Annotated in this window: 14 protein-coding genes; 11 read left to right on the top strand and 3 right to left on the bottom strand. The window is 51.7% G+C overall.

What is annotated here, in order from left to right; genetic code table 11:
* From MCM46_00955 to MCM46_00925, 7 genes are all read left to right on the top strand, one after another.
* Entirely contained in the window at nucleotides 1-1176 is a 1176-nt protein-coding gene (locus MCM46_00955; protein ID MCG3110364.1) for a glycosyltransferase family 4 protein, read from the top strand.
* Nucleotides 1173-2150 (top strand): SDR family oxidoreductase, encoded by a 978-nt coding sequence (locus MCM46_00950; GenBank protein MCG3110363.1) that lies wholly within the window; start codon nucleotides 1173-1175, stop codon nucleotides 2148-2150. The genes MCM46_00955 and MCM46_00950 overlap by 4 nt, the downstream gene beginning before the upstream one ends.
* Entirely contained in the window at nucleotides 2134-2694 is a 561-nt protein-coding gene (locus MCM46_00945; GenBank protein MCG3110362.1) for a sugar transferase, read from the top strand. Before MCM46_00950 ends, MCM46_00945 begins: the two co-directional genes overlap by 17 nt.
* 75 nt (nucleotides 2695-2769) lie before the next feature.
* Nucleotides 2770-3384, top strand: coding sequence for a YdcF family protein (locus tag MCM46_00940; protein ID MCG3110361.1), 615 nt, complete (start codon nucleotides 2770-2772; stop codon nucleotides 3382-3384).
* Nucleotides 3385-3815: 431 nt separating this feature from the next.
* Nucleotides 3816-6431 carry a polysaccharide biosynthesis protein gene (locus MCM46_00935; protein ID MCG3110360.1) on the top strand — a complete coding sequence of 872 codons (2616 nt, stop codon included), beginning with the start codon at nucleotides 3816-3818 and terminating at the stop codon, nucleotides 6429-6431.
* A 163-nt stretch (nucleotides 6432-6594) separates the two neighbouring features.
* Nucleotides 6595-7149: a hypothetical protein gene (locus tag MCM46_00930; protein ID MCG3110359.1), complete on the top strand. Its 555-nt coding sequence runs from the start codon at nucleotides 6595-6597 to the stop codon at nucleotides 7147-7149.
* Between the two features lie 34 nt (nucleotides 7150-7183).
* Complete coding sequence (locus MCM46_00925) at nucleotides 7184-7678, top strand: hypothetical protein (GenBank protein ID MCG3110358.1); 495 nt, start codon at nucleotides 7184-7186, stop codon at nucleotides 7676-7678.
* A gap of 8 nt (nucleotides 7679-7686) precedes the next feature.
* On the opposite strand, the gene MCM46_00920 is transcribed toward MCM46_00925, so the two are convergent.
* Together MCM46_00920 and MCM46_00915 are read right to left on the bottom strand one after the other, a co-directional pair.
* Nucleotides 7687-8538: a squalene/phytoene synthase family protein gene (locus MCM46_00920; GenBank protein ID MCG3110357.1), complete on the bottom strand. Its 852-nt coding sequence runs from the start codon at nucleotides 8536-8538 to the stop codon at nucleotides 7687-7689.
* On the bottom strand, nucleotides 8535-9677 hold the full coding sequence (locus tag MCM46_00915) for an NAD(P)/FAD-dependent oxidoreductase (GenBank protein MCG3110356.1): 1143 nt from the start codon (nucleotides 9675-9677) through the stop codon (nucleotides 8535-8537). The genes MCM46_00920 and MCM46_00915 overlap by 4 nt, the downstream gene beginning before the upstream one ends.
* A 102-nt stretch (nucleotides 9678-9779) precedes the next feature.
* Here MCM46_00915 and MCM46_00910 point away from each other — a divergent pair, with 102 nt between their 5' ends.
* From MCM46_00910 to MCM46_00895, 4 genes are all read left to right on the top strand, one after another.
* Nucleotides 9780-11324: an FAD-dependent thymidylate synthase gene (locus MCM46_00910; GenBank protein ID MCG3110355.1), complete on the top strand. Its 1545-nt coding sequence runs from the start codon at nucleotides 9780-9782 to the stop codon at nucleotides 11322-11324.
* 239 nt (nucleotides 11325-11563) lie between these two features.
* Nucleotides 11564-12187 carry an MBL fold metallo-hydrolase gene (locus MCM46_00905; GenBank protein ID MCG3110354.1) on the top strand — a complete coding sequence of 208 codons (624 nt, stop codon included), beginning with the start codon at nucleotides 11564-11566 and terminating at the stop codon, nucleotides 12185-12187.
* Nucleotides 12188-12252: 65 nt separating this feature from the next.
* The gene (locus MCM46_00900) at nucleotides 12253-12447 is read left to right on the top strand and encodes a hypothetical protein (GenBank protein MCG3110353.1); all 195 of its coding nucleotides are present in this window, start codon (nucleotides 12253-12255) and stop codon (nucleotides 12445-12447) included.
* Between the two features lie 23 nt (nucleotides 12448-12470).
* A complete protein-coding gene (locus tag MCM46_00895) occupies nucleotides 12471-13415 on the top strand; it encodes a histone deacetylase (GenBank protein ID MCG3110352.1) in 945 nt (314 codons plus the stop codon).
* A 38-nt stretch (nucleotides 13416-13453) separates the two neighbouring features.
* On the opposite strand, the gene MCM46_00890 is transcribed toward MCM46_00895, so the two are convergent.
* Complete coding sequence (locus tag MCM46_00890) at nucleotides 13454-13801, bottom strand: DUF2203 domain-containing protein (protein MCG3110351.1); 348 nt, start codon at nucleotides 13799-13801, stop codon at nucleotides 13454-13456.
* Nucleotides 13802-13826: the final 25 nt, after the last annotated feature.

Raw genomic sequence — 13826 nt, 5'->3', positions numbered from 1 at the left:
GTGCTTAGTTTCTACTATAATCCCGACTTGTCGGCAGGCTCCTTTCGCACGACGGCACTGATCAAAGCCTTGACCGAGAAGCTGCCTGAAGGGGCGCACGTGGAAGTGGTCACGACGTTGCCTAATCGCTATCGTACCTTCAGCAGTGAATGTTCTGAGCTCGAAACGCACCCCAGTCTGGAAATTCGTCGAATCAGGCTGCCAGGTCATTGCAGTGGCATGGTCGATCAGTCGAAGGCATTTTTATACTTTGCCAAAGAAGTGAAGCGTCATGTGGGATCTCGCCAATATGACTTGGTTTATGCGACCTCCTCACGGTTGATGACCGCCGCATTGGGGGCCTGGATCGCCAGACGTAAAAAGGCAAAACTTTATCTTGATATTCGCGACCTTTTCGTCGATACCATTAAACATGTGCTCCCCCGTAGGCTGCTCCTGCTGACCCGGCCTCTTTTCTCTCTGGTAGAGCGTTGGACTATCCGGCGAGCGGACAAAGTCAATCTCGTATCACGCGGTTTCAAGTCTTACTTTGACTCCCGTTATCCATCCCTTCCATGTTCTTTCTTCACCAACGGGATCGATGAAGAGTTCATCGCGGCGGGTACCCGCCTGAAAGGTTCGAAGCCAGCGCACCCGCTATTGACGGTGCTTTATGCGGGAAATATGGGAGAAGGACAAGGCCTGCACATGATCGTGCCTGCGTTGGCCAAGCGCATGCGAGGACGGATTATTTTCAGGCTCATTGGAGATGGGGGCCGTGCCGCCGCATTGCAAACTGCTCTGCAAAATGCCGGAGTTGATAACGTGGAGCTGTTATCCCCGATGAAGCGGGATCAATTGATACAGGCTTATCAAGAAGCGGATGTTCTTTTTCTCCACTTGAACGACTATGAGGCTTTTAAAAAGGTGCTTCCATCCAAGCTGTTTGAATATGCGGCGATGGGAAAACCGATCTGGGCCGGGGTGTCGGGATATGCGGCGGACTTTGTGAAATCCGAAATTACTAACGCCGCTGTGTTTCATCCCTGCGATGCTGCCGAAGCGGAGGAGGTCTTTGAAAAGCTCTCTTTAATGAATACGCGGAGACCTGAGTTTATCGACAAGTATGCTCGAACCAAACTCATGCAGGCAATGGCAGACGACCTGCTCTCCGTCGCGGGAGTGCGTTTAAGATGAAAGTCCTTGTCACTGGGGCGAGCGGTTTTGTCGCCGGCGCGGTTCTCTCTCGCTGGGCTCCGAATCCTCAATATCAGATCAAGGCTGCCCTGCGGCGTAAGAGATCAGAGATACCGCATAGGGTTTCTCTGGTTGAAATAGATGACCTGGGCCCGAAGACCGACTGGAAGGCAGCCGTATCAGGAATGGACGCGGTGGTCCACACTGCTGGCCGGGTGCATGTGATGAATGAGCCCGCGTCCGATCCTCTCGGTGAATTTCGTCGGGTGAATGTGGAGGGCACGTGGAATCTGGCCTGCCAGGCTGCGGCGGCCGGGGTCCGACGATTTATCTACATCAGCTCAGTAAAGGTCAATGGGGAGGAGAACTTTTCGGAGCAACCCTTCACTGAGACCGATCGGCCTAATCCTCAAGATGCCTATGGCTTGTCCAAGTGGGAGGCCGAACAAGCGCTCATGAAGGTCAGTGGCGAAACGAAGTTAGAAGTTGTTATTTTACGCTTTCCCTTGGTTTATGGTCCCCGAATGAAGGGAAACATGCCCCGGCTTTTTTGGCTGGCCGATCGAGGGCTCCCGCTCCCTTTTCAAAGGGTTCGCAACCGCAGAAGCCTGTTGTATGTTGGAAATGCCGTGAGTGCGATTTCAAAATCGCTCTCTCATCCGAATGCCGCCGGTGCGACTTTTATGGTGAGTGACGGCGAGCCGGTCTCGACTCCTGAGCTGATCCGCCGCATCGCTTCTGTCTTAAATCGGCCCGTCCGATTGATTCCTTTTCCGCCTTCTGTGTTGAGGTCAGCCGGTAGGCTCATACGTAGATCGGAGGAAGTAAATCGGCTGCTCGATTCGTTGATAATGGACAGCAGTAAAATCGGCCGCGTATTAAATTGGAACCCGCCTTATACCCTCAATCAGGGACTGAAAGAAACAGCGAATTGGTATAAGAATGAAATCGGTGAATATGAAACGCATCTTTGATTTTACATCGGCGTTGATTTTGATCGTTATATTTTTTATCCCGATGGCTTTTATCGCCTTGTTGGTCAAGATTACCTCGAAAGGCCCCGCTTTTTATTGGTCAGATCGAGTGGGGATTAATAATACGATCTTTAAAATGCCGAAGTTTAGAACAATGAGGATTGACACGCCTGCGGTGGCGACTCACCTCTTGGATAATCCGCATCGTTATCTTACTCCAATCGGAGGGTTTTTAAGGAAGACGAGCTTAGACGAGCTTCCGCAACTCTACAGCATTCTAAAAGGTGAAATAAGTTTTGTGGGTCCGCGCCCGGCGCTCTTTAATCAGGCCGATTTAATCGATCTTCGTACCCAGAATGGGGTTCATAAACTGGTTCCAGGATTGACAGGATGGGCACAAGTGAATGGGCGCGATGATCTTTCCATTCCCAAGAAGGTTGAATTCGATGGGTACTACTTAAAAAATTGTTCATTTGTTTTGGATCTTAAAATTCTTTTTATGACCTTTTTAAAGGTGATTCGAAGCGAAGGGGTGAGACACTAATAATGGGATCTCTGTTTATCTTATGCAAACCACAGCGTCGCTTAGCTTGTTTTGGTGGTCTTGAGAAAGAATTAAATGAGAAGTGCAATTCGAAAGAGGTGGAGACTCGGTCTTGCAGTCCTGATTTTAGGTCTTTTGATCTATGCTACGTATCAATGGTATTTGGCTAAGCTCGGCCATTTCTTTATCGTATCCGACGCCTCGGTGAAGGCAGATGTTATCATCGTATTAGCGGGGGACAGCGCGCGAGATGAACGACTCCTCCATGCAATCAAGCTATGGCAGGAGGGATATGCACCTAAAATCGCCTTAAGTGCGACGTTAGCGGACTGGCAAAACCACGAAGATTTTCCGACATGGCGGCACGCGACAAAATTAAACATTCTCCCAAAAGAATCCCTATTGGTTTTAGAACATGAGGCGGATTCAACCAGCGAAGAAGCGCAGTCCCTGCTGCCCTATGTACGGGATCAACAAATTAAGAAAGTGATTATTGTAACCTCCAATTATCACACGCGGCGCAGCAAAAAAGTCTTTCAGAAGCAATGGGCGGGCAGTGGGATTCATATCACTATTTCAGCGGCGCCTTTTTCATTTTTTCGTCCCGATAATTGGTGGAAGCATCGTTCAGATAGTAGAACGTTGTTCTTGGAATCGACAAAGACGCTCTGGTATGTATTATTTGAATGATCTAAGTGACATCAAAATGATTCAACCCTAAATTAGAATGATGGGTCGTAAGGATAGCCGGTTAGCTACTGACGTGCTTTCTGAGATTCAACGTGCTTCTCCCTCTCTTCATTTGACGGAAATCCCACCTCCGGATATACTAAATCTCGGTATTTAGAATACTAAATCGCATAATAAGTATATTTAACGTGATTACAATCTCCAGAATATTGACGGTGAGTTTTGTTGCCCCCATTTGGAAGACCTCATTTAAATTAACTGCTAAATAACATGGTCCGTTGTTCAGGCCGATGCTGGATCATAAATGCCTTTGCTGCCGATAATGATAAATGAGACGAAGCCATTTTCCAGTGCATTATCGCACGGGTTATTTTAAACATGCCATTTGTTTGTGATGCAATAAGTCGTACAAAATCGGTTGGAGGAAGTTGATGTTGCTAACCTTTGTGAACCCTCCAAAAAGAAGGGTCAGCGTAAAAAGGATATTTAACTGTGGGTTAGCTCTGATCGCGCTTGTTTTGCTGGCTCCTGTCTTCATTCTTACTTGCATTATTATTAAATTAACTTCCAAAGGACCCGTGTTTTTTAAACAGGAGCGAATCGGGAAAGTCTTCCGTCCCTTCCAAATCTATAAGTTTCGGACCGTTGAAATACAAACGGAAGTGAATAGCCAGACGCCTTTCCTTCGGATCACGCGGATTGGACGATTCCTTCGTTCATGCAAGCTCGATAGGCTTCCTCAATTATTAAATGTCCTGAAAGGAGAAATGAGCTTAGTAGGGCCACGCCCAGAGCTTAAGAAGCATGTTGAGCTATTCCGGAAGGACTATGAAACAATTCTAACAGTGCGGCCCGGAATGACCGATTTCGCAACGATTGAAATCAGGGATGTCTCTCTTCTCCTGTCTCAAGTAGATGATCCGGAAGCCTATTACATTAATACTGTTTTGCCAAAAAAGATTAAACTAGCCAAACAGTATGTTCTGCAACGGAGTCTAGCTCTTGACATAAAGATTCTTTTTACAAGTCTAATGACGCTTGTATTGAGTCTTCCCTTCCCATTTTCAAAAAAGGAGAAAACCAAAAAGAAAACCCTTAAAGAAGTCATGGAAAAATATCGAAGAGGCATTATTGTCTTCATCCATGCTGGAGCAATCGTATTATCAAGTTACTTGGCTTTTACCCTCCGTTTTGACGGGAAGATTCCGCAGGATCAATTTAATCTGTTCAGAGTAACCTTGCCTTTTATCCTGGTATTCAGACTTGCTTCGCTTCAGTATTTTGGATTGAATCGGGGGCTTTGGCGTTATGCGAGCATTCAGGACATGATTGCTTTAGGGGCGGCGATCTTCTGCAGCTCGATAGTGAGTTGGGGGGGTATCACACTGTTGCAGATAAAGGGGTATCCTCGATCTGTTTTTTTGATCGATGCGCTTCTTCTCTTTCTAATTTTGGCGAGTTTTAGAATTGCAAAAAGAGTATATGCAGTTTTGACACAGGTGCCAATTGGAGCCCGCCGAGTTTTGATCATCGGCGCCGGGAATGCCGCGGAGATGATGGCTCGCGACATGATGCAGAACCCCTCCTATAACCGTCACCCGATTGCGTTCATTGATGATGATCTTAAGAAAAGGTCTTCAAAAATTCACAATATCCCCGTCATTGGAAATAGCCAAGAACTGGAAGCAGCGGTTCAAAAGCTCCACCCGGATGAACTCCTCATCGCGATTCCATCTGCAAGCCAAAAGCAGATTAAGCGAATGATTAGTCAATGCAAGTCTTTCGGACTTCCGATAAAAATTCTTCCGAGCCTGACCGGAATGCTGGGAGGAAAGGTCTCCATCTCCGATATCCGGAATCTTGATATTGAAGACCTCATCGGGAGACGAGAAATCGAGATCTACGATCCAAATGTCGAGGTAAAGATCAAAGGAAAGAGAGTTTTAGTGACCGGTGCGGGAGGATCCATCGGGTCTGAGCTTTGTCGTCAGGTCGCCGCTTTCCGTCCTGAACTTCTGATCCTTTTTGAAAGGAGTGAAAACAATCTCCACCATATCCAGGTCGAGCTTTTGGATAAATTCCCCGGCATTTCTCTCATCGTCGTTTTAGGAGACATCCTCGACGAAGAAAAACTTCATCAGGTTTTCTCCATGTATCGTCCTCATGTTATTTTTCATGCGGCGGCGTATAAACATGTTCCGATGATGGAAAGCCATCCCCTGGGGGCGGTCCAAAATAATGTCTTGGGAACCTACAATGTGATTGCAATGGCGGACCAATACGGCGTCGAAGACTTTGTGTTGATTTCGACCGACAAGGCTGTGCATCCGACCAGCGTCATGGGCGCGACCAAGCGTGTTGCTGAAATGCTGGTTCGATATTTTAATCAACAAAGTAAAACCAGATTGGTTTCGGTCCGTTTTGGAAACGTTCTCGAAAGCAATGGAAGCGTCGTCCCGCTCTTCCGCGCTCAAATCAAAAAAGGGGGACCGGTCACTGTTACCCATCCTGATATCAAGCGATACTTTATTACCATTCAAGAGGCGGTTCAGCTTGTCTTGCACGCGGCGGTTCTTGGGGAAGGAGGAGAGACTTTTGTTTTGGATATGGGGGATCCGATCAAAGTTATCGATATTGCCAGGACAATGATCATTCTATCCGGGTTTTCCCCGGATGAGGATATCCCCATTCAGATTGTCGGCTTGCGGCCGGCGGAAAAGCTGGTTGAGGGCCTTTTCGAAGAGTCAGAAAAGGTGGCTCAGACCCGCCATGAAAAGATCCGGGTGGCGCAAAATGGAAAAGTCACAGATGAGTTAATGTCTTATGTTAAAAAATTTGCAAGCATGGATCATGAGACAGACCCGAACGAAATCAAAATAACACTGAAAGAACTCATACCGACTTATCAGAACGACTCTCTTCCGTCTCACGCTTCTAGCAAAACACCTTCTGCCTGGCTACCGATGTATGACGATGCTTCACCGAACAACTCGCTATTTCCTGCCCCAACCCGGCCCCCTTCTTCTGAAGCGCCTCTGTACCACTAATCAGAACCGAATCACCTCTTATTTCCCTTTTCAATAATCGGTCCGGCAATTGCAATTCTCAGCCGTCGAATTCCAATCAAAATTCGACGAAGCGTGATCCTAGAGGAACGGATGCCACTAACCACGCTCATTCTGTCTAATGGATGATTTGCATGGAGTGGCAATGTTCCCGAACGTTTTTCGATTTGCTTGTATTATGCAGAAACTTGCAAGAATGCTGCAAGATTTTGCAGGAATGTGCCATAGAAAGGTTATTTTTTTCTATGTTATTTCCCATCTATTTACTCAGCTCCTCATCGTAGATCCAGTGGCAGCTGAGGAGCGTACCCCACCTTCTGACGTCCGCGTCGGAGTTTATTTTAATTACTACCTTCCCAGCTATACAAACACCCCTCTCTTTATCCGGAGGCAGTGCGGTTGCCAATTGGGATACCAAACAGGAGTGGTTGTTCAGTCGCCGATGTTCTGGCGGCTTTGGTTCAATTTTCACGGGTATGTCCTGGGGGCCAGCCCAAGCCTCGCCCAATCGCCGGAGCAGTTCGGGTCCCGATTCGAATTTCATGTCCGCTTTGAACGATTCATTTTTCTATTCGGGCATCATGGCGAGTGGGATGTTTATCGCTCATCGAATTTCCCGACACATTCAAAAGAGGGAAACTACATCAGTACGGGGGGACTTCGGGAGACTTATATCGGCATTACCTGGTTACTGCGTTGAGGTATTTTTTGATGTGAGGTGAGAAAGGAAGAATATGAATTTATGCAATCGACTGAAAAAAGAGATTTTCCTGATTTTGTTCACTATTATTTTGCCGACCCTGATGGTTGATCAAGCGATCGCCCAGGATGAGGCCTCTCCGTTGGATACACGGGTCGGTCTTTATTTCAATTATTACTTCGAGCGATATACGAACACCCCTCTTTTGATCCGCAGAGACTGCACCTGCCAGCTCGGATATCAAACCGGGATCGGGATTCAAAAACGGTTCTTTTCGAAGATGTGGCTTAATCTGCATCCCTACGTCCTCGGCGGGACGCCGGGAGCGGGGGAGAGCCACGAGCAATTCGGTGTCCGAATGGAAGGACAGTATCGCCTCGACCGCGTCACCTTCCTCATCGGCGTGCATAATGAATGGAACGTCGATCGACCTTCCAACTTTCCGACGACCTCCCGGAATGGGAACGATGTGGGAACGGATGGCCTCCGGGAGAACTACGTCGGGATCACCTGGTGGATTAAACCATAGAACGGGGGTCAGGAGACGGAGCGACCGATCAGCGTCCGGGCAATGACTTGACCGCGCCCCCACCAGGAGAGCCGGATCTGCCGATCCAAAACGGCAAAGGGCTCTTTCTCGATCCGGTCGATCAGGGCCACGTAGACGTTTCGCATCAGAGAGACCGACAGGCGCGCGTCCGCCTCGATCAGCGGAATCAACTGGGCCGATTCGTTGAAGTAGTTTCGGATGCGGTCGCACTGAAACCGCATCAGCTTCAGAAACGCCTCGTTCTTCACCCGCGCCGTCAATTCCTCTTCGGAATAGCCGGCCGCGTTGATTTCATCCAACGGAAGATAAATCCTTCCCCGCCCCAGATCTTCTCCGATGTCCCGGACGATGTTGGTCAACTGCAGCGCCGTGGAGAGGGCCCGGCCGTAAGCGACCCCTTTCGGGTCTCGATAACCAAAGACGGGGAGGGAGAGATCACGGATGGTCGTCGCCACCAGATCGCAGTAGACCATCAATGAATCAAAAGTGGGATAGCGGTTATAGAGGAGGTCCATCCGGCACCCCGCGATCAATCCTTCGAAGCCTTTCTTCGGGATCGGATAACGCCGGATCGCATCGGCCAAGGCGACGGTGATCGGATGGGTCGGCTGCTGCTGGTAACAGCGGTCCAATTCTTCTTGCCATGAATGGAGGAGGTTCTCCAGCGACGCCTCCTGCGCCTCATCGACGATGTCGTCGGCGTACCGGCAGAAGGCGTAAACGGCATAAATTGCGTTTTGCTTCGATGAGGGAAGAAAACGGAACCCGACCGAGAAGTGGGGACCGGAGCGGTGGGTGAGCCGGCGACAATATTGATAGGCCTCTTCCACGGAAATCATGGCTTGATCGGCCCCAGTTCGGGATGAGCGGAGACCGGCTTGTGCCGGCACCAATGGGGGGAGAGTCGATGGGCGCACCGACCGGCCCGTTGCCATCCCCATTTTAAAATCGGCAGGGCCAGACGCTTCCACCAGGAAGGGCGGTGCCACCCTCCCAGGTAATCTTGAAGATCGCCGCGGCCGGCCCGTTGGATAAAAAGGGAGAGGCCACGATTGCCCCCCACTTCGTAGAGGAACCGGTTGACGACGCTGACCTCCTGCGCCGGGCCGAGCGCTTCTTTCCAGAGGAGGTCATAGGAGCGTTTCTTCAAGAGGCTTTCCGCCGCCGCGTGCCCGGTCGTGAGGGCGTAACGAATTCCCAGCCCGAAGAGGTAGTCTTGGAATCCTCCCGCCTCTCCGACAAAACAACGTCCCCCGGATTGGGCGGACCCTTTCAGGCTGAAGTTCATAAAGGAGTAAGCGGTCCGGTCGTTCTCGATCGGAAAAGAGGTTAACTCCTGAAACCGTTGCAACGACCGGTCGAAGTGATGATTGATTCGGGAGAGGTCCCGGGTGATCGCGCAGCCGAAGGTGGCGATGCCGTCTAAGACAAAGAGGTAAGTGTAGCCGCCGGGGGAGAAGTTCATGTCGAAGAGGACCCAGACGGTGTCGGGAAGGGAGGTGGTGAAGGTCATCTCCTTCGCGAGTCCGTCGGGGGTGGCCGGCCCGGTGGCGATGATGTCGGCTTCTTCCGGTTTGATCCGTGTTTGGTAGTGGATCTTTGCTCCCGCCGCGAGCGCCTGTGTCAGAAGGCCCCGGTCGAGGGTTTCCCCCTCGCTTCCCCGCCGGATGAAGTAGCCGAAAGGGCGGCGGCTCCCGACCGTTTGCGAGCGAAGCCGATGATCGAAGAAAACGGCTTGCCGGACCGGACGGATGAAGAAATTCGTATCGAGACCGAACCGCTTCAACATTTCCAGTGCATCTTCTTCCCGGCTCATATTTTCGATCACCTGAAAATCGCCGATAAAGCGCGCCCCGACCGCTTTACGCCCTTCAAAGAGGTCGACCTCGTAGCCGGCCTTGGCGAGGACAATCGCCGCCGAGAGTCCCGAGGGTCCGGCGCCGGCGATCTTGATTTTAGGTCCTGTCTGTCCTACCATGACTCGATCTCTATGGAGGCGATTCTTTTTACTTTACCGCAGGGATTCTATCCAATATAATACGGGCTGTCAAACGGAAGACTCGATAGATTGGACGTAAGAATGAATGATCGTTTTCTCTCTCCGGAGCCGGTCGTTGTTTTAGAGAAGGCCTTTGTCCGGCCATTCAAAAACTTCGTGGCAACAGCCAAGACCTGCTATTCCGGAAAAGGGGTCGTCCGCGACGAGGATCTCATTGAAGGTTATGAGCTGTTGGCCCAGAGCATTTATCAGGCGGGCCATCATACCACCCTCCAGCATGCCCACTTTCAATTCACCCTGACCAATGTCTCCCGGCAGTTTATCTGGTCGTTTCTCCATAGCCATCCTTTCTATAATTCCGAACAGGTCAGCCAGCGTTACGTCGCGGTCAAGCCGGAGAGCTTCTCGATTCCGCCCCTCTCGGGGGAAGCGCTGGACCTTTACATCGCCGGCGTCCACGAGCAGATGGAGGCGTACAAGAAACTGAACGAGATGCTCCTGCCGTTGGTCGATGCTGAGTACGCCCGGCTTTTCCCGCGCCAGCGGAGAAACTTCAATCGGGATGTCAAAAAAAAGGCGCAGGAGATCGCCCGCTACGTCGTTCCGATCGGCGCCTTCGCTTATCTTTATCATACGATCTCCGGGGTCACCCTCCTCCGCTATTACCGGCTCTGCCAGCAGTACGACACGCCGCTGGAGCAGCGGCTGGTGGTGGAGAAGATGGTTCAGGCCCTCCTCGACTTTGATCCTGAATATAAAAAGATACTCGAGCAGCCCCTTCCGATCGAATCGACGCCGGAGTATCAGTTCTACCAAAAGCATGCGGAGGAAATGACGGCGCAGGCGACCGAACGGTTTCTCGATGAATTTGATGTTTCACTTGAAGGACGGGTCTCCAAACTGGTTGATTATAAGATGAACCAAGAGGCGGTTCTTGCCCAATCGGTTCGGGAGGTGTTAGGGGTGCCTCGGGCGGCGCTCGATGATGCCGCGGCAATCCGCCTGGCGCTCGATCCGGGGGAGAACCGATTGCTCGGAGAATCGCTCAACCTGACGACCCTCTCGAAGATCAGCCGGACCCTCTTTCATCCTTCTTACACCTTCCGGAAGAAGCTTTCGCATACCGCCGACTCTCAGGATCAACGGCACCGGATGACCCCGGCTTCCCGGCCGATCCTCTTTGCGCACACGAGCGATCGTCCCGATTACATTACGCCGGCGCTGATCAAAATCGACCCCAAGATCGAGGCATATTATCAAGAGGTGATGTCCCATTGCTGGGACCGCTTCGCCCGGATGAAACGGCTTGGCGCCCCACTGGAGTATGCTCTTTATCTTTTGCCGAATGCGCTCTCAATTCGATTCACCGAATCGTCCGATCTTCTGAATCTGCACCACAAACATGCGATGCGCCTTTGCTATAATGCCCAGGAGGAGATCTGGCGCGCTTCTCTCGATGAGGCGCAACAAATTAAAGAGGTGAATCCGTCGATCGGAAGTTACCTCCTTCCCCCCTGCACCCTGCGGAACATGGCCGGGACCCGCCCGGTCTGTCCAGAAGGGGAGCGCTACTGCGGCGTGAAGGTATGGCGCCTCGACCTCTCCGAATATCAGCGGATCATCTAAAAACTCTCGGGAAGTTCTCCGATTGACACTACCCAGGCGGCTTGTTAGTATTAGCCTCATGGTTTTTCTTGATTAGGGTGTGGGGCAAGGCGCACCTGGTGTGAAGATGTAAAACCAACAGATTTCTTCCGGCGCCGGCCCCACATACAAATCGATCTGGGGCAAGGCGCACCTGGTGTGAAGATTGAAATGAAGAAGCTTCTTCCGGCGCCGGCCCCGCATAGAATACAGGATGACGAATGATCGTTGAGTCTTTTCCGGTCGGACCGTTTCAATGCAACTGCGTCATCCTCGCCTGCGAGGAGACGCGGACCGCCGTGGTATTCGATCCGGGAGAGGAGGCCGATCAGATCCTCGGGAGCCTCGCGCGGCATCAACTCAAGGCGGTTTTTCTTTTCCATACACACGCCCACCTTGATCATATCGGCGCCACCGATCTTGTCCGGACGAAGACGGGGGCGGCGGCAGGACTCCATGAAGAAGATATGCCCCTTTGCGAGAATCTCCATATCCAAGCGTCGCTCTTCGGCCTTCCGACGCCGCCGACGCCGCCGATCGATCGTTTTTTGAAGCATGGCGATTCATTCTCATTCGGCAAGGAAAAGGTCGAGGTGATCCATACGCCCGGCCACACACCGGGGAGTGTCAGCTTTCATGTTCCGGCATTCGGTCTATTGACGGGGGATACCCTTTTTGCCGGGAGTGTCGGTCGCACCGACCTTTGGGGAGGGTCCCACCCGACCTTAATCAATTCGATTCAAAAACGACTTCTTTCATTTCCGGACGAAACGGCGGTCCTTCCCGGTCATGGTCCTCGGACAACGATCGGCAGGGAGCGTCGGAGCAATCCTTTTCTTGTCTGAGGGGTGTCCCGGCTTTACCGAGGTTCGGGATGGATATTCAAGTAGGTTAGAAGGGGAGGAAGAGATTGAGCACCCTGTACGGCGTTATCTGTCCTTATTGTCAGAAGAAGGCCTATGTTCAGGTTCCCGATACACCCTCGCCCGGTCCCAACGACGGAGCGTCGGAAGTGACGGAAGAGAGCCCCTGTACCGCATGCGGTCAGACGATTGTCGCCTATACGAAGTCCAATGCAGAGTGGGGGGTCCGCCAGAAGAAATAGCGAATCCAAGGCAAGGAAAGAAAATGAAGACCGGCTTTGTTTCCCATCCTATTTACCGCCAACACGATACCGGTCCGGCCCATCCGGAGTCGCCGGAGCGGCTTGCCGCGATCGAAGGACACCTCGTGAAGAGCGGTCTGATCTCGGAATTGGTCGAAATCAAACCGGCCGACGGTCCGGACCTGGCCGCCTGGATTGATACGGTCCACCATCCCCGTTATTACGAAACGTTAAAAAAAATGGTCCCCGAGGACGAAACGGTTTACCTCGATCCCGATACCCCTTTTTCCCCGCTGTCGCTGGCGGCGGCGGAGAAGGCGGTGAGCGGGGTTTTGACCGCCGCCGACCGGGTGATGTCGGGAAGCATCCAAAACGCTTTCTGTGCGGTCCGGCCGCCGGGCCATCATGCCGAAGCGGATCGGGCGATGGGATTCTGTCTCTTCAACAACGTCGCCATTGCCGCGCGGTATCTTCAGAAGAAGCATCATCTGGAGCGGATCTTTATCCTCGATTGGGACGTCCATCACGGGAACGGCACGCAGCATCTCTTTTATTCGGACCCGACCGTCTTCTACTTCAGCACCCACCAATATCCTTTTTATCCGGGGACCGGCTCCGAACGGGAGCGGGGAGAGGGGGAAGGGGAGGGATTTACGTTGAACTGCCCGCTTTCATCCGGGGCGGGCGATTCCGATATTCTTCATCGGATTGAAACGGTCATGGCGCCGGCGCTGGCGGCGTTCAAGCCCGACTTCATCCTGATTTCCGCCGGGTTTGACGCCCATCAGAGCGATCCGTTGGCAAGCCTCCAGGTGACCGATGAAGGCTTTTCGGAGATGACGCAAATCGTCCGGTCGCTCGCAGAGACCCACTGCGGAGGAAGGATCGTTTCCTGCTTGGAAGGGGGATATCACCTCGCTGCGCTCGCCCGGTCGGTTGGACGGCATCTTGAGGCATTATCTGTGTAGGGGCGAGGGCATGTCCCGCCCTACATCAACACGATCTATTAAAACAGCTTGCTTCGCCCCGCAAACCCTTCCGTGTAGCCGTGGAAATATTCAAGGTTTGATTCGGGATATTGCCAACAGTAATATCCTTCCCCATTGTCGAAATCGACCAGCCAGAGCCCTTTGACTTCACACCCCATCTGCTCAAGGGTCTGAACCCAATTGTTCACGATTACCGCCTGCTGTTTTTCGTACCGCTTCTTTTGATCTTCATCGCGAAGGGCGAAAATCTGGGCCGCGAGAACGCTGATCTCTTGAATCGCTTCTGTGGTGATTTTTTGGACCTGAGGAAGTGCTTCGAGGGCCTCTTCGTATGTAAAAATGCGCTTTGTCTTGTATTCTGCCATGGCTGCTCCGGATGCCTCTCCCTAG

This window comes from Candidatus Manganitrophus morganii, assembly GCA_021651055.1.
GTDB classification, from domain to species: domain Bacteria; phylum Nitrospirota; class Nitrospiria; order SBBL01; family Manganitrophaceae; genus Manganitrophus; species Manganitrophus morganii.
Note: the sequence above shows the minus strand (reverse complement) of the source record. Positions and strands in the feature narration are given on the sequence as shown.